19 protein-coding genes and 1 pseudogene are annotated in these 25,504 nt (G+C 63.3%); 9 read left to right on the forward strand and 11 right to left on the reverse strand.

Annotation, left to right across the window (positions count from 1 at the left end; all coding sequences use genetic code 11):
* Positions 1–57: 57 nt before the first annotated feature.
* The 5 genes from BLR85_RS01760 to BLR85_RS01780 all read left to right on the forward strand — a co-directional run bounded on the left by BLR85_RS01760 (position 58) and on the right by BLR85_RS01780 (position 6,502).
* Positions 58–2,514 (forward strand): heavy metal translocating P-type ATPase, encoded by a 2,457-nt coding sequence (locus BLR85_RS01760; protein WP_093148214.1) that lies wholly within the window; start codon positions 58–60, stop codon positions 2,512–2,514.
* 13 nt (positions 2,515–2,527) lie between these two features.
* Positions 2,528–2,935, forward strand: coding sequence for a Cu(I)-responsive transcriptional regulator (gene cueR, locus BLR85_RS01765; protein WP_093148218.1), 408 nt, complete (start codon positions 2,528–2,530; stop codon positions 2,933–2,935).
* Positions 2,936–3,172: 237 nt separating this feature from the next.
* A complete protein-coding gene (locus BLR85_RS01770; protein ID WP_093148224.1) occupies positions 3,173–4,174 on the forward strand; it encodes a tripartite tricarboxylate transporter substrate binding protein in 1,002 nt (333 codons plus the stop codon).
* A gap of 60 nt (positions 4,175–4,234) precedes the next feature.
* Positions 4,235–4,984, forward strand: a complete 750-nt coding sequence (locus BLR85_RS01775; protein ID WP_093148228.1) for a tripartite tricarboxylate transporter TctB family protein — start codon at positions 4,235–4,237, stop codon at positions 4,982–4,984.
* 9 nt (positions 4,985–4,993) lie between these two features.
* Entirely contained in the window at positions 4,994–6,502 is a 1,509-nt protein-coding gene (locus BLR85_RS01780; protein WP_093148232.1) for a tripartite tricarboxylate transporter permease, read from the forward strand.
* Positions 6,503–6,642: 140 nt separating this feature from the next.
* Here BLR85_RS01780 and BLR85_RS01785 read toward each other — a convergent pair whose 3' ends face one another.
* The 6 genes from BLR85_RS01785 to BLR85_RS01810 form a co-directional block, all read right to left on the reverse strand.
* Positions 6,643–7,959, reverse strand: a complete 1,317-nt coding sequence (locus BLR85_RS01785) for a malonyl-CoA decarboxylase (RefSeq protein ID WP_093148236.1) — start codon at positions 7,957–7,959, stop codon at positions 6,643–6,645.
* Between the two features lie 108 nt (positions 7,960–8,067).
* Complete coding sequence (locus BLR85_RS01790) at positions 8,068–8,532, reverse strand: Lrp/AsnC family transcriptional regulator (RefSeq protein WP_093148241.1); 465 nt, start codon at positions 8,530–8,532, stop codon at positions 8,068–8,070.
* 195 nt (positions 8,533–8,727) lie between these two features.
* Entirely contained in the window at positions 8,728–11,169 is a 2,442-nt protein-coding gene (locus tag BLR85_RS01795) for a GcvT family protein (protein WP_093148246.1), read from the reverse strand.
* 136 nt (positions 11,170–11,305) lie between these two features.
* Entirely contained in the window at positions 11,306–12,850 is a 1,545-nt protein-coding gene (locus BLR85_RS01800) for a trimethylamine methyltransferase family protein (RefSeq protein WP_093148251.1), read from the reverse strand.
* Between the two features lie 36 nt (positions 12,851–12,886).
* On the reverse strand, positions 12,887–15,328 hold the full coding sequence (locus BLR85_RS01805; protein WP_093148260.1) for a GcvT family protein: 2,442 nt from the start codon (positions 15,326–15,328) through the stop codon (positions 12,887–12,889).
* Between the two features lie 10 nt (positions 15,329–15,338).
* On the reverse strand, positions 15,339–15,896 hold the full coding sequence (locus BLR85_RS01810) for a helix-turn-helix domain-containing protein (protein WP_093148537.1): 558 nt from the start codon (positions 15,894–15,896) through the stop codon (positions 15,339–15,341).
* A 16-nt stretch (positions 15,897–15,912) separates the two neighbouring features.
* Between BLR85_RS01810 and BLR85_RS28370 the strand changes: the two genes are divergently transcribed.
* A complete protein-coding gene (locus tag BLR85_RS28370) occupies positions 15,913–16,137 on the forward strand; it encodes a hypothetical protein (RefSeq protein ID WP_139188286.1) in 225 nt (74 codons plus the stop codon).
* 8 nt (positions 16,138–16,145) lie between these two features.
* Here BLR85_RS28370 and BLR85_RS01815 read toward each other — a convergent pair whose 3' ends face one another.
* From BLR85_RS01815 to pdxR, 5 genes are all read right to left on the reverse strand, one after another.
* Entirely contained in the window at positions 16,146–17,165 is a 1,020-nt protein-coding gene (locus BLR85_RS01815; RefSeq protein WP_093148266.1) for a YeiH family protein, read from the reverse strand.
* Between the two features lie 229 nt (positions 17,166–17,394).
* On the reverse strand, positions 17,395–19,170 hold the full coding sequence (xsc, locus tag BLR85_RS01820; protein ID WP_093148269.1) for a sulfoacetaldehyde acetyltransferase: 1,776 nt from the start codon (positions 19,168–19,170) through the stop codon (positions 17,395–17,397).
* Between the two features lie 286 nt (positions 19,171–19,456).
* A complete protein-coding gene (locus tag BLR85_RS01825) occupies positions 19,457–20,026 on the reverse strand; it encodes a hypothetical protein (protein WP_139188287.1) in 570 nt (189 codons plus the stop codon).
* 60 nt (positions 20,027–20,086) lie between these two features.
* Positions 20,087–20,761, reverse strand: a complete 675-nt coding sequence (locus tag BLR85_RS01830; protein ID WP_093148277.1) for an ArnT family glycosyltransferase — start codon at positions 20,759–20,761, stop codon at positions 20,087–20,089.
* A gap of 174 nt (positions 20,762–20,935) precedes the next feature.
* On the reverse strand, positions 20,936–22,408 hold the full coding sequence (gene pdxR / locus BLR85_RS01835; protein ID WP_093148281.1) for a MocR-like pyridoxine biosynthesis transcription factor PdxR: 1,473 nt from the start codon (positions 22,406–22,408) through the stop codon (positions 20,936–20,938).
* Between the two features lie 482 nt (positions 22,409–22,890).
* On the opposite strand from pdxR, the gene BLR85_RS01845 reads away from it, so the two are divergent.
* The 3 genes and pseudogenes from BLR85_RS01845 to BLR85_RS01855 all read left to right on the forward strand — a co-directional run bounded on the left by BLR85_RS01845 (position 22,891) and on the right by BLR85_RS01855 (position 25,502).
* Positions 22,891–23,808, forward strand: coding sequence for a LysR substrate-binding domain-containing protein (locus BLR85_RS01845; RefSeq protein WP_093148289.1), 918 nt, complete (start codon positions 22,891–22,893; stop codon positions 23,806–23,808).
* A 254-nt stretch (positions 23,809–24,062) separates the two neighbouring features.
* Positions 24,063–24,959: pseudogene (locus BLR85_RS01850) on the forward strand (ABC transporter permease); the annotation flags it as partial.
* A 111-nt stretch (positions 24,960–25,070) separates the two neighbouring features.
* Entirely contained in the window at positions 25,071–25,502 is a 432-nt protein-coding gene (locus BLR85_RS01855; RefSeq protein ID WP_244520576.1) for a methylglyoxal synthase, read from the forward strand.
* The last annotated feature ends 2 nt before the right edge of the window (positions 25,503–25,504 follow it).

Raw genomic sequence — 25,504 nt, forward strand, 5'->3', positions numbered from 1 at the left:
TGACCTTCCAGTAGATGGAAGCATTACCTGCTAGTGCAAAGCCACGAGGTGAAGCCCATGAGCATGCATGAAACGCTGTCTTTCAACATTGACGGAATGTCCTGTGCGGCCTGTTCGGGACGGGTCGAACGAACATTGAAATCAACGCAGGGGGTCGAGTCTGCATCGGTCAATCTCGCCGGAGAAAGCGCACTCGTAGAGTTCCAAGGCGCGGCGGATGCGGGCCTGATCGTGCAGGTGTTGGACAAGGCGGGCTACCCGGCAAGGGTACAAGAAGCCGTTTTGAGCGTGGAATCCATGTCCTGCGCGGCTTGCGTGGGGCGTGTCGAACGCATTCTGAAAAAACAGCCGGCCGTGCTGGAGGCGAGTGTAAACCTTGCCGACGAATCCGCACGGGTGCGTTTCCTGGAGGGGCAGATCACCGCGCAGGAACTGGCACAGGTGGTAACCGCCGCGGGCTATCAGGCTACGACGTCTGCGCGGGAGGCTTCGGACAAGGGCGCGCGCAAGCAGGCGGAGGCGGAAGAACTCCGCCGGCAGATGCTGATCGCGGCTGCGTTGACGTTGCCCGTGTTTGTACTGGAGATGGGCGGACATCTTGTCCCGGCCTTCCACCACTGGGTCATGGCGACTATCGGCCAGCAGGCGAGTTGGCTCTTCCAGATGCTGTTGACCACGCTTGTGCTGGTTGGGCCTGGCCGCCGCTTCTATACCAAGGGCCTGCCGGCGTTGCTTCGCGGCGCGCCGGACATGAACAGCCTCGTGGCGGTCGGAACGCTCGCGGCCTACGGCTTTTCCGTTGTCGCCACGCTGTTGCCGGCGTTGCTGCCGGCGGAAACGCGGGCCGTGTATTTCGAGGCGGCCGCCGTCATCGTTGTCCTGATCTTGCTGGGGCGGTCGCTCGAAGCGCGGGCCAAGGGGCGCACCGGGGCGGCGATCAGCAACCTCGTCGGCCTGCGGCCCAAGACTGCGATGGTCTTGCGCGATGGTACGGAAGCGGAGCGGCCGGTCGAGGAAGTTCGCGTGGGCGACCATCTGCGCCTGCGTCCGGGCGAACGGGTTGCCGTTGACGGTGTGGTCGTGAGCGGCGCGAGCCATATTGACGAATCCATGCTGACGGGCGAGCCGCTGCCGGTATCGAAAGGCGAGGGCGACGAGGTCGTGGCCGGGACCGTAAATGGCCAGGGCAGCCTGGAGTTTCGGGCAACGCGGGTTGGAAGCGATACGGTGCTGGCTCAGATCGTGCGCATGGTCGAAGAAGCGCAATCGGCGAAGCTGCCGATCCAGGGGCTGGTGGACCGGATCACGCTCTGGTTCGTTCCGGTCGTCATGACGGTCGCGGCGGTGACATTCGGTATCTGGCTGGTCTTCGGGCCCGATCCGGTGCTGAGTTACGCGCTGACTGCGGCGGTGTCGGTGCTGATCATCGCCTGCCCCTGTGCGATGGGGCTCGCCACGCCGACCTCGATCATGGTCGGAACGGGGCGTGCGGCGGAACTCGGCGTTCTTTTCCGCAAGGGCGATGCGTTGCAGGCGTTGCAGGGCGTGGGCGTCGTGGCTTTCGACAAGACTGGCACGCTGACGGAAGGCCGCCCGCGCCTGACCGACATCGCCGTCGCACCCGGCTGGACAAAGGAGCGCATTCTGGAACTGGCGGCGTCCGTCGAACGGCTCTCGGAGCATCCTCTTGCGCGCGCCATTGTCGAGGCGGCTCCGGAAACACTGCCAACGGCCGAGGGCTTCACGAACCTTGCTGGCCGGGGAGTTCGGGCGACGGTCGATGGGCAGGTCGTCACCATCGGGGCGCCGCGTTTCATGGACGAGGAGCGGCACCGGGCAGGACCGCTGAACGCGGATACGGCGCTCTTTGCCGCGAAGGGTTGTACAGTCGTTCACGTGGCGGTCGGTCAGCGCGTTTGCGGTGTGCTGGCGATCTCCGACGAGGTGAAACCGACGGCAAAGGCCGCGATTTCGGCGCTGCACGCGCAAGGGATCTCCGTCGCCATGATCACTGGCGACAGCAAGGCAGCGGCCGAGGCAATTGCTGGCCCGCTTGGAATCGACCAGATCACCGCCGAGGTTCTGCCCGAGGGCAAGGTTGCGGCAATGGAGGCGTTGCGCGCAGGCGGGCAGCGTCTGGCCTTTGTCGGTGACGGGATCAACGATGCGCCGGCTCTGGCCCGCGCCGATATCGGCATCGCGCTTGGCACCGGCACGGATGTGGCCATTGAAAGCGCGGATGTCGTGCTGATGACCGGCGACCCGCGCAGCGTGGTCAACGCCATCGACCTTTCCCGGCGGACCATGCGGAATATCCGCCAGAACCTGTTCTGGGCCTTTGGCTATAACGTGGCCCTGATCCCGGTTGCGGCGGGGCTGCTCTACCCGGCCTTTGGCATCCTGCTCTCGCCGATGCTGGGGGCGGGCGCTATGGCGGCCTCGTCGGTGCTGGTGGTCAGCAACGCGCTCCGGCTGCGCCGTATGCAGCCGGTTCTGGAACCGGGCGTGGCCTGAGAAGGAGGGTAAGATGAATATCGGTGACGTGTCCCGCCTGTCCGGCCTGCCGGCCAAGACGATCCGCTATTACGAGGAAATCGGCCTCGTAACGCCGCTGCGCGACGACAATGGCTATCGCCGCTTCCGCGAGAGCGACCTGCACCGGCTGGCTTTCCTGAACCGCGCGCGGTCGCTGGGCTTTACCATCGAGGATTGCCGCGGCCTGCTGGCGCTGTATCAGGACGACCATCGTGCCAGTGCGGATGTGAAGCGGATCGCCCGAGAACACCTGGCCCGGATCGACGAGAAACTCGTGGAGCTGAAGGCCATGCGGAAGACGCTTGCGCATCTGGTCCATTGCTGTGCCGGCGACAACCGCCCCGACTGCCCGATCCTCGATGATCTGGCGGGCGCACGTCCGGAACAGTCCGAGCAGTAGGCTTCACCGCGTCTGAAGCCGCGGGTGCCCTCGCTTAACTCTGCTTCCGGATACCTAACTCGACCGAAATGGCCCTGCCTGCATATCAGGCAGGGCCATTTTCCCATGCGTTTTCCGGAAATTCCACGTCAGGGGTGTGACAAAAGTGGCTAAATCTTCGTATCCGACAAGATATACATTGAATGTATACGTAAGCCAATGCATAGATAATTTGGGTTTTCAAACGGGAGGAGAATCATGAGAATCGCACTGACCGGTATTGCCGCTGCTGCCACCCTTGCCATGGCCGGGACCGGCTTCGCGCAGGACTATCCGTTCCGCGACATCACCACAGCTGTCGTCTGGGGCGCTGGCGGCGGCACGGACACGATCAACCGGATGATCATGGCAGAGATGGAGAAGGAACTTCCTGTCTCGATCAACGTGATCAACCAGACCGGCGGCGTCGCGGGTTCAAACGGCATGGTCTATGTCATGAACCAGCCCGACGACGGCTACACGCTTGTGGGCCTGTCCGAATCCAACGTCACCGCGGCTGTTCAAGGCGGCTGGGACAAGAAGTTCGATTATTGGTACCCGTTCATCGTCGGCGGCTCGCCGGACCTGATCTCGGTCGGCAAGGACTCGCCCTACAACACGCTCCAGGAACTGGTCGACGCCGCCAAGGCCGATCCGGGCTCGATCCCGGCTGCCGCGTCGGGCGCAGGCTCGATCCACCACCTGAACCTGCTCGCCATCGAGAAGGGCGCGGAAGCCAGCTTCAAGTTCGTTCCCTACAAGGGTTCGGCCCCCGGTCAGGAAGCGGCCCTTGCCGGTGAAGTCGCGCTGGTCGTGACCTCGCTTGCCGAACAGGCCCCGCTGATCCTGGGCGGCGAGCTCAAGCCGCTTGCCACGCTGACACCGGAATCCGCCAAGATCGGCGATATGGAAATCCCCTCCGCCTTCGACATCTATGACGGGTTGGATGCCTATCTGCCGCTCAAGCAGGCCATCGGCTTTGCCGTGCACAATTCGGCTCCCAACGATGTCAAAGCCGCCCTGGGCGCCGCTTTCGAAAAGGCCATCGCGTCCGAGATCGTCGCCAACTGGGCGGCCGACAACTACTACGACGTGGGCGGCCAATATGGCGAGGAAGCCCAGAAGCTCTTCAGCGCGCTGGAAAGCAACTTTGCCTACACGTTGCAGGATCTCGGCAATGCCAAGGTCGACCCGGCATCGCTCGGCATCGAGAAACCGTAAAAGTTGCAACCTGCTGAACGGGGCCCGCGTGGCCCCGTTCTTCCTTCCCCGGGAGCGAACATGGAAGACAAGACCGCCCTGAGAGCGCGGGATTTCTGGACCTCCCTGGTCCTAATCGCCGCCTGCGTCTTCTTTCTCTGGTGTACCACCGATATTCCACTATTCGACACCCAGACCGGCGGCGTGACCTCCGGCGACTGGTACAACTCCGCCGCCGTCGTTCCCTACGGGATCTTTGGCCTGATGCTGCTTTGCGCGCTCGGCCTGCTGACGATCTCGATCAAGGATGGTGGCGCTGAACGCGCCCTGCGCGGCGCCGGTGTCGGCTGGGAACGGGCTGAACTCATCCGCATGGGCTGCATCGCCATCATCCTCTTTTTCTACATCTTCGCGCTGGTGCCACGGGTCGATTTCGTGATCTGCTCGGCGCTCCTGATCACCTCGATGATCTACGGCTTTCATGACGGCCACCCGGAGCGGACGAAGCGCGCTGCCGCCATCGTCGCCGCCGCCGGCCTGTATGCGTTCGTCATGAATTTCCCGCAGTCCGAATGGGCCAAGCCGCATGATGACGACTGGGTCACGCTGGCGCTCTGGCTCGGCCTGACGATCTACACGCTGATCAATCACCGCGACGAATATGCCGTCCGGATCGCACCGGTCATGGCGATCCTGGTGCCGCTGATCCTCGTTCTCGCCATGGCCTTCGGCTTCCGCCAGAACGTGCCGAACCGTTCCGGGCTGCTCTTCAGCCAGATCGAATACCACTACTACGTCACCCTGAAACCGCTCTGGGCCAAGAAGAAGTAAGGGGGCGACATGGAATTCTTCATTCACCAGATCTCGGAATTCGGAACCGCGCTGACGAACCTCGCGCTGGATCCGATCACTTATCCCTACCTGATCTGCTCGGTCTTCCTGGGCATCGTCTTCGGGGCCCTGCCGGGGCTGACGGCGACGCTGGCCGTCACCATCCTCACGGGCTTCTTCGGCAACAAGTTCCCGCTGGAGCAGTCCCTCATCGCCCTGATCGGCGCCTATGTCGGCGCGATCTATGGCGGCTCCTACCCTTCGATTCTTCTCAACATCCCCGGCACGGCGGCTTCGGCCGCGACGGCGATGGATGGCCACCCGCTGGCGAAGAAGGGCAGGGGCGGTGAGGCGCTCGGCATGACGACAACCGCGAGCTTCATCGGCACGCTGATCGGCACGCTCTTTCTGCTGGTCTTCGTTTGGCTCCTGCTGATGATCTCCAAGAACATCGCCAGCCCGGAAAAGGCGCTGCTCGCGCTCTTCGGTATCCTCCTCTCGGGCACCCTGATGAGCAAGGATCTTGTTCTGAAAGGATGGATCAGCGGCCTGATCGGGCTGGCGATGGCCATGGTCGGGCTCGACCCGATCCTCAGCGAGACTCGTTATGTGTTTGGCTGGTCCTATCTCATGTCCGGTTTCCAGGTGGTTCCCGTGCTCATGGGCGCCTTTGCCGTGCCGCAGATCATGGACGGGATGCGCGCCGCAGGTTCCATTGGCCAGAAGGTCGATGTGGGCAAGATCGTCCCCAAGGTCGGGACGGTTCTCAAACGCTTCCCGACGATTGCCCGCTCGGGCGTGATCGGCACCGGCGTCGGCGCACTGCCGGGGGTGGGCGAGGACGTGGCCGGCTGGGTCTCCTACGGTGTCGGCAAGGCCGTTTGCAAGGATGGCAAGGATTTCGGCACCGGTTCGGTCAACGGTCTGCTCTCGGCGGAGGCCGCCAACAACGCGGCCATCGGCGGGGCGCTGATCCCGCTTCTCGTGCTCGGCATTCCCGGCTCGCCCCCGGCGGCGGCGCTGCTCGGCGCGCTCAAGATCAACAACGTGATCCCGGGCCCTACCATCGACCCCGCGCTTATCGTGCATGTCGTGGCGATCCTGGTCATGGCGTCCTTTACCATGGCGATCATGGGGCTGCTCACCGCACGGGTCTTCATCAACGTGCTGCGCATCCCGCAGACCATCTTCCTGCCGGTCGTCATGGTGCTGACCACCATCGGCTCTTTCTCGGTCGGCGGCGGCATCAACGATCTCTACCTGATGCTGGCGGTGGGTTTTGTCGCCTACGCGATGAACAAGATGGATTACCCGATCGCGCCGCTGGTGATCGGCGTCATCCTCGGCCCGCTCTTCGACGAGACCTTCCGGCGCTCGCTGCTGATCTCGGATGGAGAACTCTCCACCTTCTGGACCCGGCCGGGCGCGGCGATCCTGCTGTCGCTCAACATCGCGCTGGTGTTGAGCCAGATCCCGACGGTGAAGCGGTTGTTCGGAAAACTGAGTTTCACCAGTTGAACCTGTCGAGCCGGCCTTCCCGCGCCACGAGATCAGCGGGAAGCAACGTCGAACAAGCTCCGTGCCGCTGTTGAAGCGTACGCAAACAGAAAGCGCCTTACGTGTCCGCACACGGAAGGCGTTTTGTCTCCAAGCCTCTGTTACTTGGCGTCGGCTTCCGCCGGAGCCAGCAAGGGCGTGGCTGGCGCGGCCGGGGCGGCTTTCTCCGCTCGGCTCTTCGCGCGAACCCCACGGCTCGACGCGATTTTCTTGTCGGCGGTAAAGGCCTCGTGGTTCTTCTCGGTCTGGCCAAGATCGTAGAGGTAGTTCACCATCAACCCGCTCGACTGCGCCATACCATTGGCGCTGGTATCGGCGCCGGCATGGACATCATGCACGATGGCGCCGTTGCCAAGATGGAAGCGGGCGACCGGATCGCGCGGGAACCCGTCAGGCCGTCGGGCCTCAAGCAGGTAGCGCGCCGCGAGCGCCATGGCTTCGGTGTCGCTGGCCTTGCCCGCCAGCAGCCGTTCCGCGCGCTTGTCGCCATCGAGTGTCTCCAGCCAGCGGTTCAGACCGGGGATGGGCGAGAGCGTCACGAAGGTATTCAGGCCCGGCAGTTCCTGACTCAACTCGGCCACGACCTGCTTGATCAGGAAATTGCCGAAGGAGATCCCCTTCAGGCCCTTCTGACAGTTCGAAATCGAGTAGAACACGGCTGTGTTGGCCTCTTCCGCCGCGAGCGCTTCCCGGTCTTCGGCCAGAAGCCCCTGGATCGAGTTCGGAACACCCTTGGTCAGGGCGACCTCGACGAAGATCAGCGGCTCATCCGGCATTGCCGGGTGGAAGAAGGCGAAGCAGCGCCGGTCCGTCGGGTGCAGGCGGCGGCGCAGGTCGTCCCAGTCGTGGATCTCGTGCACTGCCTCGTAGGCGACAATCTTCTCCAGAAGCGTGGCGGAGGTGTGCCAGTCGATCTGCTCGATGCGCAGGAAGCCCCTGTTGAACCAACTCCGCAGCAGGTGGACCAGGTCCAGATCCGTGCGCTTCAGCTCCGGGTGTTCCTTGAGCAGCTCCAGCAGGTCCACACGGGCCGAAACCAGCTCCGCCGTTGCGGCGGGCATTTCATGAAGCCGCCGGAAAAGCTCCTGCCGGCGCGGCTCCGCCGCCCGAACAAGGGCCGTGAAGTTTTCGGTGCTTGGGTCTTCGGAATAGGCCTGTGCAAGGCCGGCAACCCGGCCCGCATCCACGTCCAGCTTGTCGTTGAGAAACTTGAAAAATGCGAGGCGATCCGCGGTATTCATCTGCTTGTAGCGGGCGAGGATCGTCGCGGAAAGGCGCAGGCCGGAGACTTCGCCTGCGGTCGAGAGCAATGCGCGACACAGGTCCTCTATTGAGCGGCGGTCACCGCCACCGCCCAATGGCCATCTGGTCTTGGTGAGCGAAGTGAGCAGGTCTCCGAGAAAGCTTGTACGTGCCATGAATGACTCCTTGCTGCCGAAAGTGGTCGGCTATGCTCGGAACTTAGCGCGGCAGGTAGCGGCATTCATCCCCCAGCCATGTCATGGGACGAATGCACCGTGCGGGTATCACAACGGGAGCGGTCTTTGCTCGGAAATTGCCTCCATTGCAAAATATGACGTCACCGAGTCGAGCTCGACCCCCGCGATGAGCCGCTGGTAAACAGAATCGTAGCTCTCCATGGATTCGGTCACGACTTTGAGCAGGTAGTCGTAATCGCCGCCGATCCGAAAGAAATCGATCACTTCCGGGATGGTTTTTACGTGACGACGAAAGGCCTCCAGCCAGTCGACCGAATGGTGCCGTGTGCGCAGCATGACGAAGACGACGAGGCCCAGTCCAAGCGCCTTGCGGTCCACCCGCGCGGTCGAGCCTTGCAGGATGCCGTTTTCATTCAGGGCTTTCAGGCGCCGCCAACAGGCATTTTGAGAGATGCCGACCCTGTCGGCCAGATCCCGTTGCGAAAGTGATGCGTCCCGCTGGAGGCTCCGCAGGATGGCACGGTCTATATGATCGAGAGTGGTCTGTTTCATAGACCGATTGACACACAAGCTGCACGAATCTGCAAGAGAATGTCTGAAATATCCCGAAATCTTGGTGACAACCTTGCGAAAGGAGAAAGTCCTGTAGCCACAACCTTGCTGGTTGCGCTCACCTTCGGTGATCGCGCTTGGGGGCCGGGGGGGGGGGCGGTCGCCAGCGTCAGCAGGCGAAACGCCACAAGCAGCTCAGGCTCTCACCCTTTCGGATGTCGGATCATACAAGGGCTTGAGCGACGCTTCGGCCTGGACACGTGCTCCAGCTACCTCGATCTCGAAACTGGAGGACAGGAGCTCGGCCGGCTTCTCGCCTGGGCAGTGGACATACCCCATACCTACCGCCCCGCCGAGTGTATGACCGTAATTTCCGCTGCTCAGATGGCCAACGACCTCCCCATCCCGCAGGATTGGCTCGGCGTGATAGAGCAGCGGCTCGGGATCCTTCAGGCGGAACTGCACCATCCGGCGCTGCAGGCCTTGCTCGCGTTTGCGCTCCACTGCGGCGCGGCCAATGTAGTCGGGCTTGTCCTTTGCCACGGCGAAGCCCAGGCCGGCCTCCAGCACATGGTCCTCACTGGTGATGTCATGACCGAAATGGCGGAAAGCCTTCTCGATCCGGCAGGAATCCATCATGTGCATGCCGCAGAGCTTCGCGCCCATGCCTTCGCCCGCCTGCATCAGCGTCTCGAAGACATGGCCTGCCATATCGGCGGAGGCATAGATCTCCCAGCCGAGTTCGCCCACATAGGTCACCCGATGCACCCGCGCGAGCCCCATGCCGATCTCGATCTCTTGCGCGGTGCCGAAGGGGTTCACCGCATTGGAGAAGTCGTTGGGCGAGACGGCCTGCAACAGCGCGCGCGACGCGGGCCCCATCACCGCCATGACCGCCTCGCCGGCTGTCACATCGGTAATCACCACCCGGTAATCGCCGACATGCCGGCGTAGCCAGGTCTCGTCGGCATATCGCGTCGCGGCAGGCGTGACGACGAGGTAGGCTGTCTCGCTCAGGCGTGTCACCGTCACGTCCGCCTCGATCCCGGCGCGGGCGTTCAACAGTTGCGTATAGACGATCTTGCCCACCGGCACCGCGTAATTCCCGCCGCCCACGTAGTTCAGAAACGCCTCCGCATCCGGCCCCTCCACGCGCAGCTTGCCGAAGGAGGACATGTCGTAGATGCCGACATTCTCCCGCACCGCCTTGTGCTCGCGCGCCGAATTCTCGAACCAATTCTGCCGCTTCCAGCTATAACGATATTCCCGCTCCTGCCCCGCGCCGGCAAACCAGTTCGCCCGCTCCCAGCCGGCCAGTTCGCCGAAAACCGCTCCGCGCGCCTTCAGGTGCTCATGCAGGGGCGTGCGTCGCACGCCGCGCGCTGTGGCCTTCTGGCGATAAGGGAAGTGGTCGGCATAGAGCAGGCCAAGCGTCTCCTTGGAGCGCTCGAAGAGGTAATGCTTGTTGCCCTGAAACGGTTGCATGCGGGAGATGTCCACATCGCCCAGATCGAAGGGCTTCTGCCCCGTCTCCATCCATTCGGCCAGCGCCATCCCGGCGCCGCCAGCGGACTGGATGCCCACCGAGTTGAAACCGGCGGCGACCCAGACATTGTCCATCTCCGGGCAGAGCCCGAGGTGATAGGCATCGTCCGGCGTGAAGCTTTCCGGGCCGTTGAAAAAGGTCTGGATGCCGGCCTCCGCCAACATCGGCATCCGGTTGACGGCCCATTCCAGGATCGGCTCGAAATGGTCGAAATCATCCGGCAACTGGTCGAACTCGAAATCCTCGGGAATGCCTTTCATCCCCCATGGCTTGGCGTTCGGCTCGAAGGCACCCAGCATGATCGACCCGGCATCCTCCTTGTAATAGGCGCATTCATCCGGCACGCGCAGGACTGGCAACTGCGAAAGGCCCGGGATCTTGTCCGAGACTATGTAGAAATGCTCGCAGGCATGCAGCGGCACATTGGTCCCCGCCATCCGCCCGACCTCGTGGCCCCACATGCCGCCGCAATTGACCACGTGCTCGCATTCGATCTCGCCGGTCCCCTCGGCGCTTTCCCATGAGACGCTTGTCAACCGGCGACCGGTCTTCGCCATGCCAGTCACCTTGATATGCTCGCAAACCACCGCGCCGCGCGTCTTGGCGCCGCGCATCATTGCCAGCGTGATATTGGACGGATCGCCCTGGCCATCCTTGGGCAGGTAGACACCGCCCACGACGTCATCGCAATTCAGATGCTCATAGCGAGCCTTCACCTCTGTGGTGGAAATCGGCTCCACATCGACCCCGAAGGCGCGTGCCATGGAGGCCTGGCGCAGGATCTCCTCGTGCCGTTCTTCGGTCAGCGCCACGGTGATGGAACCAACGCGGCGGAAACCCGTCGCCATGCCGGTCTCGGCTTCCAACTCGCCGTAGAGTTCCTGCGAGTATTTCGCCAGCCGCGTCATGTTCTGCGTCGCGCGCAGTTGCGCGATCAACCCGGCGGCGTGCCACGTTGTGCCCGAGCAGAACTGCTTGCGGTCCAGCAGAACGACGTCCTTCCAGCCGAGCTTGGTCAGGTGATAGGCAACAGACGCGCCGACAATGCCGCCGCCGACGATAACGACGCGGGCTTTGGAAGGGATTTCCATTCGAGTCTCCATAGTGCGGGCCGCGGGCCCTCAGACAATCCTGTGACCAGCCGCGCGCGGGCGGCGGGCGAGTTCTGCGATATGTTCGGGGCGAACCTCGCAGCAGCCGTCGAGCGGAACGATATCCGCCATTGGGTCACTCCCGTTTCAATGGCCGCAAATCGAATCTCTCCCGAAGCCGGGCTTCCAGATCGGGGGCGAACATGTGCCCATCCCGGCCAAGGATCTCCTCCTTGCGCTGGCGCGCACGGTCGAGCAGCATCGGCTGGCCTTTCTCGACCCATTCCTTGGGCGAGGAGCGGTCGGCAAGCTCGGGGTATATGTACTCGGTCTGCATCAACCGCAGCGTCTGTGCATGGCCGAGGTAATGGCCCGGCCCCTCCAGGATCACCGATTTCATGACGTCGATGGAGACGTATTCGTCGCGGACCTCAACGCCACGCACGCAGCGTTGCACCTGTCCAAGCAGGTCATTCCCGAGCACGAGGCTCTCAAGACAGAAGCCCATGAGCGAGGCGTGCATTCCGGCCGCCTCGTAGATCATGTTCAGCCCTGAAAGCCCGGCCATGACATTGGAAATGGCCTGCTCCCAGCCTGCCTGCATGTCCGGCAGCTTGGAATCGGCGATGCCCGCGGCGGCGCCACCGGGCAGGCCGTAGAACTGGTGCATCTGGGCGCAGGCGGCTGTCAGCAGGGCCTGTTCGCCCGACCCGCCCGACATTGCCCCGGTGCGCAGGTCGGAGACGAAGGGCCATGTGCCGAAGATGGCCGTGTGCCCGGGTGCGAGTGCGTTGACGTAGACGACACCCGCGAGGCATTCTGCCACCGCCTGTACCACGGCCGTGGCGATGGGCGCGGGGGCCGTTGCCCCGGCCTGTCCGGCCGAGAGCAACAGCACCGGCATGCCGGCCCGGATGCAGGCCTCCATCACCTCGCAGCTTTCCTCGGCAAAGGTGAACGGCGGCACAACGAAGCAGTTGGAATTGGAGACGAAGGGCCGCTCCCGCCATGCCGCTTCTCCGCCCGCGATTTCGTGCAACATCTCGATACAGGCCGGCACGTTGGCGGCCTCGGTAAAGGAGGTGCCGACATGCTTTGTCGTTCCCGCGCAGGCCGCGTAGAGCGTGTGCAGGTCCAGCTCCGCATTATCCGTGAATTCCCGGCAGACAACCGGGCGCTGAAGGAAATGCACGTTGTCGAGTGCCTGTACCAGTCGCGCGGCATCATACAGATCCTGCATCCCCGGATCGCGATAGGTGCCGGTGAAAGGGTCCACCATGTGAACGGCAGCGCCCGCCGTGCCGTAATGGGTGTTGGTCCTCTCGAGGTGGAGGTCATACGCCGGGTCGCGGCCATGCAGGGTGATGCCGCGGCTGGCCTTGGCCAGCATGTCCTCGACCAGCGCACGCGGGAAACGGATGCGGCCATCCGCGCCCATCTCGGCGCCCGCTCCGGTCAGGATCCTGACCCCCGATGGCGGCGCCTTGGCAAAGCCGATCTCTTCCAGCGCGGCAAGTGCGGCCTCGTGGATGCGCAGGACATCCGTGTCCGACAACGGCCTGTATTGGCCGCCCGGAAGGCCGGGGCGAACGGGCCGGATATCTGCATGGAGCTTCTGGGAACGCGCCGCCGTTCTCGCGGCGCGGCCCCCGGAACGGCGGCGGGTTGGAGTTTCGGTCATGCTCACCTCTTCGCGCTGGAGGGCATCGGTTGCGGTTCAGGCCCGGAGGCGCGTGTTCGCCGGATCCCAAAGAGGGTGGTCGGGCTGGACGACGGCCTTGCAGCGCTGCCCGAAGATCTCGATTTCAAGCTCCGTGCCGGGTTCGGCGAGATCGGCCCGCACCGTCCCGAAGGCGATGGAAGCCCCCACGCGATGTCCCCAATCGCCCGAGGTCGTCTCGCCCACCACGGTGTCGCCGTGCCAGACGGTCGACATGTAAGGCGCGTCGCTCTCCCCGGCGTCGACGATCATCTGCACGAAGCGCTTCCTGACGCCCTGCCGCCGCTCTTCCGCCAGTGCAGTCTTGCCGGGGAAGTCCTGCGTCTTGTCGAGCTTGACGAACCGGTCGAGGCCGGCTTCGAGCAGGGTGTAGTCGGTCGAAAGATCGCCCTTCCAGGTGCGGTAGCCCTTTTCCATCCTTAGTGAGTTCAGCGCATACATGCCAAAGGGTTTTGCGCCCCCGGCCAGTACTGCATCATAGATTGTCGGCATGTCTTCGAAGGAAGCATGCACCTCCCAGCCAAGCTCGCCCGCAAAGGAGACGCGCACCAGCATCGCCGGCTTGCCCGCGACCTTGGCCTGCTGATGGCTCAGCCAACCCGCCTGCAGGTCAGCCTCGGCAATCGCGGTGAAGAGATCCCGCGATCCGGGGCCCGTCACGATCAGCGTGGACAGCTCCCTTGTGCGGTCCACCAGCGCCAGCCCCTCCGGCAGGTCCTTCTTCAGCAGTTCGTAATCATGCCATTGCGCGGCGGCGGCGGTGATCAGGGTGAAATCGTCCTCGCCGTGGCGCAGGATCGACATTTCGGTCAGGATTCGTCCGCGCCTGTCGGGGAAATAGGCCAGCGTCATCCGGCCCACCTTGCAGAGAGACCCCGCGATCCTGCCCCGCAGCCACTCGGCCGCTCCTTCGCCGGAAAGCGCGAAACGCGAGAATCCCGGCAGGTCCAGCACGCCGACGCCGTCGCGCACCGCCTCGCATTCTTCCTTGATCCGGATCTCCCACGGGCCGGAGCGGTTCCATGTCTGCGTTGCGTCCTCGGAGGTATCGTCGCCGGCTTTAGCGAACCAGTTCGCCCGCTCCCAACCGTTATAGGCGCCCATCTGGCCGCCAAGCCCGACGACCTTATCGTGGACCGGCGACAGCTTGCGATTCCGCGCCGCCGGCCAGGCGTGATGCGGGAAATGCATCGCGTATTCGTTGCCATAGATCTCCATGGCCTTGTCGATGCAATATTGCGGGTCTGTGTAATCGGTGAAGCGGCGCGGGTCGCAGGACCACATGTCCCACTCTGTCATGCCATGGATGATCCATTCCGCGGCCACCTTGCCCGCACCTCCGCCCTGCGCGATGCCGAAGGTGAAGCTGTGCGCCTCGAAGGCGTTCGGCACGCCTGGCATCGGGCCGAGCATCGGGTTGCCATCGGGCGCATAGGGAATGGGCCCGTTGATATTGCGCTGCACACCCTGGCTGCCGAGGATCGGCACGCGCGCCATGGCGTCTTCGATATGCCACTCGATCCGGTCGAAATCGTCCGGGTAGAGCTGGAAGGAGAAATCCTCGGGGAATGGGTCGTCCGGCGTGTTCCAATGCGATTTGCAGGTTCTTTCATAGGGACCGAGATTGAGGCTGAACGTGTCTTGCCGCAGGTAGTAGGAACTATCCACGTCGCGCAGGATCGGCAGCTTGTGCCCCTTTTCCTGTGTCCAGGCCTTCAACTCGGGGATCTCCTCGGTCAGGAAATACTGGTGCGCCATGGTCGCCGCTGGTGCCACGCGCCCGCCATGAGGGACAAACCATTCGGAGACCTTCTGGGCGTAATAGCCCGCCGCGTTCACCACGTATTCGCAGCGCAGATCACCCTTGTCGGTATGCACGACCCACTCGCCATTCGCGCGGCTGACCCCGGTCGCCGGGCAGAAGCGCTCGATATGGCAGCCGAGATCCCGCGCCCCCTTGGCCATGGCCTGCGTCAGCTGCGAGGGGTCGATATCGCCATCCACCGGGTCCCAGAGGCCACCGGCGAGATCGTGGGTCTCCATGAACGGATGGTAATGCTGCAGCTCCTCCGGGGAGCAGACCTTCATCTCTATCCCCTGGTAGCGGCCCATCCCGGCCACCTTCTCGAATTCCTTCATTCGGTTGTCGCTGTGGGCGAGGCGGACGGAGCCGGTCACATTGTAGTTGATCGGGTAGTCGGTCGCCTCGGCCAGCGTCCGGTACATCTCCAGCCCGTAGCGCTGCATGTTCATCACCGACCATGACGCCGAGAAACTTGGGCAGTTGCCCGCCGCGTGCCAGGTGGAGCCGGCCGTCAGCTCGTTCTTCTCCAGAAGGACACAATCCGTCCAGCCGGCGCGTGCGAGGTGATAGAGCGTGGAGACGCCGACAACGCCGCCGCCGATGATGACGACACGAGCGGTAGAAGGAAGTGACATGCGCGTTTCCTCAGTAGACGGGGGGTGAAATCACCCAGATTGCGATGGCGGGTTCGGAATAGGGGTTGGCCCAGCGATAGGACTGCTCCCGGATGCGGAAGGAGTCACCGGCCTTGAGCGTGAAGGGATCCTCGTCGAGCCAGATGTCGAGCTTGCCCGAGACGAGATAGGCGACCTCCTGTGTCGGGCGTGAAATCGGCTTCGCGCGGCGGGAGCCGGGCTGAAATGTCGAGTGGATCACCTCGAAGCTATCCGTGAGGTCGGGCGAGATGAGCGTCTCCACCAGCCCCATATCCGCCTCGCCCATCACCCGGCGCGCGGCGGCACGCACGATACGGCCCTGTTCCTCCTCCGGCGCCTTGGCATTTCCAAAGAGCAGGGAGAGCGGCACGCCGAATACGTCCGCGATCTCTCGCAGGTCCGACATGCGCGGCGTGGAGATGTCCCGCTCCACCTGGCTCAGCCAGCCGACGGAACGATCCAGCTGCGCGGCAAGCTCCTCCAGCGTCATCTTGCGGGAGGTGCGCAGCGCACGCAGGTCGCGTCCGAGAGTATTGGCGTCATTCATGGCGAGGGGCGTATCCGTGAAATTCTTGCGCGAAATTTCATATCGGCGCGTGAAATTGTCAAAGAAAATTTCACGCGCCGGCTTCTTTGGTCTTGCGGGCCGCCACGCCCGCGGCAAAAAAAGTGAGGCTAAAGACGCGGTTCGGGATGAAAAACGATCAGCAAACGAAACGCTGTCCCGGGGTGACGCGTTCAAAGCCGGAGCCCTTGCCGATCAAGCTCGCGGCTGTGATTCGAGATGACACCGGCGTCAGCCGATGAGCTTCACGCCAACAAGGATGAAGACCGCGATGAACAGCGTTTCGGCCACGATCTGCGCAATTGCGAGCCGGCCCACGCTCAGCACTTCCTTGAGATGGGTCTTCATGCCGACCGCGGCGATGGCCGTCAGCAGTAACCAGCGGGAGGCTTGCGACAGGAACAAGACCGCAGCGGCCGGGATGAGATGGAACGAATTCAGCGCGGCTAGGACGAGGAAGCCGATGACAAAACTGGGCAGCAGGGGAGGGCGCTTGCCATCAGCCGGGGCATCGGCAAAGCGGCGGATGAGCAGCGAGGCGACAAGCACGACGGGCGCCAGCATCGACACCCGGATGAGCTTGACCAGCGTGGCCGTATCGCCCGTCGTTTCCGAAATCGAGAACCCGGCGCCCACGACCTGCGCCACATCGTGGATCGTGCCGCCGAGGAAGACACCGCCTTGCCGCTGGTCGAGCCCGATGGTCTCCACGAGGATCGGGTAGGCGATCATGGCGATGGTCGAGAGTACGGTGACACCGAGAACGGTAAAGATGAGCCGTTCCTCGGAGCGCTCATCCTTGGGCAGGATGGCGGAGATGGCCATCGCGGCGGAGGCCCCGCAGATTGCGACGGAACCGGCGGTAAGCAGCGAGAAACGCCATTTGTGGCCGAAGAGTTTCCCAATCGCGAGGCCGAACAGGATGGTGAAAAAGACGCCGGCGATCACAAGACCTATGAGTTCTGCTCCAAGATCGGCCATGAGGTCCACTGAGATCCGCACACCAAGCAGCGCCACACCGAGTCGCAGCAAGCTGCGGGCAGAGAAAGCGATGCCGGGGGCGTTGGCGCCCTCTTCCCCGAGGAAGTTGACCGCGATGCCAAGTAGCAATGCGAGGAGCATGGCCGGAGTGGCGTAATGCTCTGCGAGGAATTGCGCGGTGACGGCGACCAGGGCGGATACCGCGATGCCGGGCGCGAGCCTTTGGGCCTGTCCACGGAGGCTTTCGACAGAAATGATGGCGTCGGACATTGGAGTTCCTCGTGGGGGATATCTGCCAGAAGAGGGGGGCGGGGAGGAAGGGGGCGTTGTCCCCCGCGCTCATTCGAGCGCTCCCCCCAGGATATTTGAGAAAGATGATGACATACGAGGTGCGCATTCATCTTTCTCAAGATATCTCCGCCGGAGGCACGATCCGCAGGATCGTTCACATCCGCGAATGGTCCGGGAGCTGCCGTCCCTCTGGCCGCAGCTTTTTGTCCTACGCTTCCTGTTGTTTCACCATGTCGGCGGGGGCGATACCGCTTACCTCAACCGGCTTCTTCATCGCGTCGCGCCGGAAGGGCTCCCCAAGCTCCTGGTTGATCATTGCCTCGATCAGCGTGGTCTTGCCTTCGGCCTGATCCTTGAGCGCCTGGGTGAGGGCAGCGGTGAGTTCCTCCATGGTCCGCGCCTGCACGCCCTGCAGCCCGCAAGCCTTGGCGATGCCGGCATAGGATACGCCCTCGTTCAACTCGGTGCCGACGAAATTGTCGTAATACCAGAGCGTGGAATTCCGCTTTTCTGCGCCCCACTGGTAGTTTCGGAACACGATCTGGGTGATGGCTGGCCATTCCGGGCGACCGATGGCGGTCAGCTCGGTCACGGCGATGCCGAAGGCGCCATCGCCCGAGAAGCCGACAACCGGCGAGTCGGGTTTGGCGATCTTGGCGCCGATGATCGAGGGCAGCCCGTAGCCGCAGGGGCCGAAAAGGCCCGGGGCCAGGTATTTCCGGCCCTCTTCGAAGGTCGGGTAGGCGTTGCCGATGGCGCAGTTATTGCCGATATCGGAGGAAATGATCGCCTCCTTGGGCAGGGCGGCCTGAATGGCGCGCCAGGCCATGCGCGGGCTCATCCAGTCCGGCTTGTCCGCGCGGGCGCGTTCGTTCCAGGTGGTGCCGGGATCGTCCTCCTCGTGATCCATCGAGGAAAGCTGCTGGGCCCAGGTGGATTTCGTCGTCGCGATCAGGTTCTTGCGCTCTTCGCGGCCCTCGTCGCCGGCGGTTCCGGAGAGCTTGGCCAGGATCGCGGTGGCGACCTTCTTGCTATCGCCCACGATGCCGACGCTGACCGGCTTGGTCAGACCGATCCTGTCGGGGTTGATATCAACCTGGATGATCTTGGCTTTGGTCGGCCAGTAGTCGATGCCGTAACCGGGCAGGGTGGAGAAGGGGTTGAGCCGGGTGCCGAGCGCCAGCACCACGTCCGCCTGCGCGATCAGCTCCATCCCGGCCTTGTTGCCGTTATAGCCAAGCGGGCCGGCAAAGAGCGGGTGCGAGCCGGGGAAGGCGTCGTTGTGCTGGTAACCGCAGCAAACCGGCGCGGTCAGCCGCTCGGCCAGTTCCATCGAAGCCGGGATCGCGCCGCCGAGCACGACACCGGCACCGTTGAGGATCACCGGGAAGCGGGCGTTCGAAAGCAGCTCTGCCGCCTGCGCGACAGCGGCCTCGCCGCCCGAGGGGCGCTCGAATTCGACGATGGCGGGAAGCTCGATATCGATCTGGTGAGTGAAGAAATCGCGCGGCACGTTGATCTGCGCCGGCGCCGAAGCGCGCTTGGCATTCATGATCACCCGGTTCAGGACCTCGGCCATGCGGGAGGGGTCGCGGACCTCCTCCTGATAGGCGACCATGTCCTTGAACAACGCCATTTGCTCGACTTCCTGGAATCCGCCTTGGCCGAGGGTCTTGTTGGCCGCCTGCGGCGTGACCAGCAGGAGGGGCGTATGGTTCCAGTAGGCGGTCTTCACCGCGGTGACGAAATTGGTGACGCCGGGCCCGTTCTGGGCGATCATCATCGACATCTTGCCGGAGGCGCGGGTGTAGCCATCGGCCATCATCCCGCCGGACCCCTCATGCGCACAATCCCAGAAGGTGATCCCGGCCTTGGGAAACAGGTCGGAAATCGGCATGAAGGCCGAGCCGATGATGCCGAATGCATGTTCGATGCCGTGCATCTGGAGGGTTTTGACGAAGGCCTCTTCGGTCGTCATCTTCATCGGTAAACTCCTAAATCGCCTGCCCCCGGAATGGGGCAGAGTCACCAGCTTTGTAACGACCTTGGCCCCGGTTTCGTTAGGTCCAGATGTCTGTGCGCGTTAATGCCAGAGTGGCGAAGGGCGCCGATCTCCGCGTCTATTGCGCTCCGGGAGCGGTCCAGATGACGTATGGCGGCAAATCCTGCACGGTTTCAAGGCCCGGGAAGCGATCCTCGTAGGCTTCGAGATCCTCGGGCGCGCAGATGCCACGCAATGGGCCCTCAAGGCGTCCGCCCGCATACTGCTCCTAGAATTGTCGGCCGGGGTCCCGCAGCCCGACGAAAGGACGCCGGTTTGCGGCATAACGGGAAGCAAGCGCAGGAGTGATGCGGGCATGGGAGCCGGGCATGGCACAGATAACGAGCGTTTCGGAGGGCTTAAGAGAGGCGCTGAGCGCCGTGAGCGCGTTGATCTGCGTGGCGTCGCTGGCGCTGGGCGCGATCTCGATCATGGCCTGGGTCTTTATCGGCCCTCCGGCCAGCATGGCGATGCCCGCGGAAGGGGCGAGAGCGCCCCATTCGCGCCGCGGCAGGAACGAGACGAATATGCAGGAGAGCGCGGCGGCCAGCAGCGGCAGGAAGACCAGCGTGTAGCGCGGGGTGACATGGGCGCCCGCGACGGTCATGGCCAGCGCGTAGAGGGCGAAGAGCATCGGCAAAGGCAGCAGTTCCGGCCGCCTGAGCCGCCAGGGCAACCAGGCGAGGGCAGCGATGCCAAGCCCGCGGAGCAAGGCTTCACCACTGATGAGCAATTCGTTGAGGTCTGCCATGGAACGGATGTCATCGCCCTTGTCGGTCGGTGTGAAGCGCTGGAGCATTTGCTTGCCGAAAGAATCCTCGAAGGCGCTGAAACCATAAGTGAAACTTTGCAGCAACGGTCAGGAAAAAGTGCCGGCCAGCGCGATCCAGAACCCGATGCGGAAGGCCTGTTCAGAGCGGATGGTGCGGAAATCCCGCCCGTGCCAACGCTGCGTGAGCGACAGAAAAAGTAGGAAAAAGCCGACAAGGACTAGGCCGATCGGCGCCTTCTGCAGGGCGCCGAGGGCGATGGTGATTCCCGCGAAATACCACCATGCGGGGCGCTTCAGCGCGAGAATGGCTGCTGCGAGCGGAAGTGTCGCAAAAAGTGCCGCGCCGATGTCGAGCATGGCCGAGAGCGCGTGGTCCCAGTACATGCTGGAGCTTGCAAGCAGAAGGACCGCGCCGGGCGGGGCCCAAAGGCTTTGAGGCATCATGGCTGCCGCCAGCATCGCTACGGCGAAGAAACTGCCCAGCGAGAACATGACGGACGGAAGTCGCAGGGCGGTCAATTCGTCAACACCGGCTTCCAGCAACACCGCCCCGATCCAGTATTGCAGCGGCGGTTTGCGGAAACTCGGTTCCTGGTAGGAATAGACGGTGAACCAGTCATCATGCGCGGCGAAGGCCATCGTGCGGTCCAGCGTGTGGTACTCGTCGTAATAATGGTAGCCGCCCGCCGGCAGAAGCTGGAGTTGTGCGGCCCAAAAAAGGCCGATCAGCAGCGCCGTGAGTGCCCATGGTATCAAGCGCATGGCAGACGAATCGTTCCGTACGAAAATTGCTATCAGGTGGCGTTGCGCTCATGGTCGATCTCTGCTCTGCGGCCAGGCAAAATAATAGATTCTCCAGTAAATCTGGCTAGCACAGCTTGCACCGGGATCAATCGTCCCGGTCTTGATGAGCGGTCTACCGCTGCAACACGCGCATCAGGTTGGCTCGGCCGCTTGGATCGCCTCTGAAATAAGCCGAATGCCCTCAGGGATGCGTTCCGAAGCGATGGAAGAATAGGCGATTCGATAACAGCGCCGCTTCGTTGTGCCGGGGCCGAAAAAGACCTGCCCCGGTTCGATCAGAACGCAATCGGCACGTAGCCGCCGCGAAAGCTCGCCGGTGTCCACGTTTTCGGGCGCCTGCATCCAGTAGGACGACCCGCCATAGGTTTCTGTGCCGGCCAATGTCAGGCCGTGTTCCCGGAGGCTCTGCTCCATCACCCCGCGCCGCTTGCGATAGGCCCGGCCCATCCGGTTGATCTGGGCGTCGTAATGGCCGAGCGAGAGGAAATAGGCCACGGTTCGCTGGATATGCCCGGGCGGATGGCGCAGCACCAGTGTGCGCAGGGCGCGAGCCTCCTGGATGAACGGCTCGGGGGCAACGAGATAGCCAAGCCGAAGCCCCGGAAAGAGCGATTTCGAGAAGGACCCGGTATAGATGACCGTGCCGGCCTTATCGAGCGACTTGAGCGCTGGCGAGGGAGATTTGACGAAAGACAGTTCGAACTCGTAATCGTCCTCGACGATCAGGAACCCTTCCTGGACGGAGCGTTCCAGCAGCGCCTTGCGCCGTTCGATCGGCATCGTCGCGTTGGTCGGACAATGGTGGCTGGGGGTGGTGAAGACGACGTCCACTCCCGACGGCAATTTCTCTGGCGGAAGGCCCTCGGAATCGACATCCACAGCAACGGTGTTGCAGCGGGTCTGGGTCAGGATTTCCCGAAGGCCCGGGTAGCACGGGCTTTCATGCGCGGCCGTGCGCCGCTGCGTCAGCAGAATCTGTGCCGCCGTCCAAAGCGCATTTTGCGCCCCCATCGTCAACAGGATCTCCTCCGGACGCGCCGCGATTCCGCGCCGGGGCAGGATATGGCGCAGGATATATTCCACCAGGTGCGGGTCGTCGCGCTCGTAGTAATCCGAGGTGAGCGCCTCGAAATCCTTCTGCCCGAGTGCCTGAAGCGCGCAGAGACGCCAGTTCTGGTGGTCGAAAAGCCTCGGGTCGGCCTGTCCGTAGATGAAGGGGAAACGAAAGCTGTTCCAATCGGGCGGGCGGGTGATCGAGACATAGCCGGAATAGCGCCGTCCCAGGGCCCGGTTCCAGTCGACCTGCGCCGAGGGTTTGGATTGAGAGGAGGGGAAATCGGGCGGGCGGGGCGCGTTTTCCGAGATGAAATAGCCCGACCGGCCGCGCGAGGTGAGATAGTCGTTCGCCACCAGTTCGGTATAGGCGATGGTCACCGTGATCCGGGCGATGCCCAGATGCTCCGCGAGCTTTCGGGTCGAGGGCATCTTTTCGCCGGGCCGGAAACGCCCGGACAGGATCGCTTCCGCGGTGCATTTCTGGATCTGCTGCTGCAGTGTCCGGTCGCTATCCGGATCGAGAAAGAAGGTTTCCGCGGGAATTGCCATATCTGGCCCTATGACGGGAGAGACTGGACTTATCTTACCGCGCTGCCCGCTCTCAGGCCATCACAACTGTTTGGCGGCCTCGGGGCACGGAAGGAAATACGCTTGTCCGGTCTTTGCCTCCAGCGCGATGCGCATCCCGTCCTGCTCCCAGATGCTGCGTTCCGGGGAGCTGAGCCGCGCGTTCCGACGAAACCCGATATCCTCCAGCAGGTGAGGCGCAGTCGCCGCAAACCGTTCGAACGCGCACAGGAGGTCCCGACGATGCGATTCCATTGGGTGAGGGTGAGTATTCATCACCTTCATAGGCTTGGAATGCCGAAGGAGTGGACAAGCAAGCGGTCGGAATCTTGGGAAGCTCTCGGCAATCGACATCTCTATTTCCTCGAAAATGATCTCAAGGACGAGCGTAGCGCGACACGGCACTTTCCCTCAAACCAGTAAAACTGCTAGGATGGACCAGGAAAACTGATCCATGGGCTAGTATGAAACTTCCCCCTCTCAATGCATTGAAAGCGTTCGAGGCCGCCGCCCGGCATGGCGGTTTCATCGCTGCCGCCGATGAGCTTTGCGTGACGCGCGGCGCCGTCAGCCGTCATGTAAAAACCCTGGAAACCCATGTGGGCGTGCCGCTTTTCCGGCGCCATGCGCGGGGCGTCGAGCTGACCGAAGCAGGCAGGGAGTTTCTGCCCGTGCTCACCAATGCCTTCGGTCAGATCGCCGAAGCTTCGGACAGGCTGGCGGAGCGGGCCGCGGATCTGCGGATCATTTGCCCGCCGGCCACCTCGATCCGCTGGCTGATTCCACGGCTGGAGGCGTTCCGGGCCGAGTATCCCGAGATCCGGCTGCGCCTGACGACGGATTTTCACGGCGGCGATGGCTACGTGTCTACCGATTACGATATCGGCTTTTCCTGCGAGTTCTGGCCCGGCCGGCACCCCGAGATCGAGAACCGCCCGCTCTTCCCGATCCTGCTGTCGCCAGCCTGCGCGCCGGCGATGATGGAAGGTATGAACCGGCTGTCGGAACCCGAGGACCTGGTCCGGTACAAACTGCTGCACGAGACCGCGGACCGTGCGGATTGGCGTGCCTGGCTCGACGCCTTCCCCGTGGCCGGGGTGAACGCCGGGTCCGGCGACGTGTTCCCGAATCTCGACATGGCGACGCGCGCGGCGGTGTTGGGCGCAGGGGTCGTCATGGGCGACCTCGTCCTGTGTCGGGAGGAACTCGAGCGCGGATTGCTGTGCCTGCCTTTCCCCGAGCGGGTCTGTGCCTCGCCTCTTGGGGATATCTCCCTGATTGCCCACCGGGACAAATGGCACGATCCCAAGGTCCGGATCTTTTCCGACTGGATCCATGCCGCCGCCGGCGAAGATCGCGAAAGATGTGCGAGCCTTCTGTGATGGGCAGATGATCGACCCGCCCTTGCAACGGCCGCCGCGCCGAAGGCGCGGCCACCCCCAACCGTTTTCAGAGCTTCTTTGAAGCGAGGGAAACCGGCGGGAGCGCTCCTTGCCGGTGGGATCGTGGCCGCTGGGAGCAAAAAAACAGGCGGCTGGAAGCCCTCGAACCGCTCGCAGGATGCATTTTCGAAGGCCAGAAGGCCGGGGCATCCATCGACCGACGAAATTATCGTCAAACTGCACGGAAACTGGCCCCCGCAGACGGCTGGGCGCAAGACGATGCCGCCACCGTCGGTGCCTGGCGCTCGGTGCTGATCCGGGCGGTGAAGAATGATGGCGAGGGCGTACAGGTCGTCGACGTGGATGGCCAGCCCATCGCACCGGAGCAGAGCGTGAAAGTGGCCGATGGCAAGGTGACGATGACGGCCAAGGGCTCGCTAAATTTCGAGCCCGACAAGGGGTTGCAGATGGAGCCGATCTGGATGCTGTCGCCGGAAGCCGTTCTGGAACGCTTCTTCGAGATCGCCACGGACGGCTACCAGAACTTTACCCTATGGGAGCATCTGGGTTGGTCGCTCCTGCGGGTGATCGCGGGCTTCGTGCTCGGCTCGCTCGTCGGGATTCCACTCGGCTACGCGATGGGGCTTTCGGGCTGGGTGCGCGGCTGGTTCGATCCGATTGTCGAATTCATGCGCCCGGTTCCGCCATTGGCGCTGATCCCGCTGGTGATCATCTGGTTCGGGATCTGGGAGACGGGAAAGATCGTGCTGCTCTTCCTCGCCGCGTTGTGGATCATGACCATCGCCGCACGGGCCGGGGTGTCGGGCGTGAACATCTCGAAAGTGCACGCTGCCTATTCCCTCGGCGCTTCGAAACGCCAGGTGCTCAGCCACGTGATCGTTCCCAACTCGCTGCCGGAGATATTCACCGGTGCGCGCGTTGCCATGGGCGTCTGTTGGGGCACGGTGGTCGCGGCCGAACTGGTCGCCGCCCAGAAGGGCGCCGGCATGATGATCATCGCTGCGTCCAAGTTCCAGCTCACCGATATTGTCATCATGGGCATCATCCTGATCGGGATCATCGGCTACGGGATCGACATCCTCATGCGGCAGGCCGAGCGCGTGCTCGTGCCGTGGAAAGGGCGCTCCTAGGTCGCGGGGGAAGCTGTTGCAAGCAGCGCGACGCTGGTCGATATGACAGAGGAGGGTCTCGGCTGTTGCGACCGGGACCCTGTTTTCACCAAGCAGCCTGGGAGCTTTCCGATGACTATCATGCCCGCGCGCAAGCGCATCGCGCTGGTTGCGCATGACGCGATGAAACCGGCGATCGTCGCCTGGGCAAAGCGCAACCGCGAGGTGCTGTCGCGCCACGAGCTCTTCGGTACCGGCACCACGGGCGGCAAGGTCGCGGAAGGCGCGCAGCTTGAGGTGACGCGGCTCAAGAGCGGCCCGCTCGGCGGTGATCAGCAACTTGGCGCCATGATCGCCGAAGGCCGGCTCGACGTGCTGATCTTTTTCACGGACCCACTGACCTCTATGCCGCATGATGTGGATGTGAAGGCTTTGACCCGGATCGCCACGCTCGAACAGGTGGTCATGGCCTGCAATGCAGCCTCGGCGGATTTCGTGATCGCCTCTGACATGATCGACGCGGAATACGAGCCGCATGCGGATGAAGCCGCGCACGCCCGCTGACC

Origin of the sequence: Aliiruegeria lutimaris (assembly GCF_900099935.1) — a bacterium.
Lineage (GTDB): Bacteria > Pseudomonadota > Alphaproteobacteria > Rhodobacterales > Rhodobacteraceae > Tropicimonas > Tropicimonas lutimaris.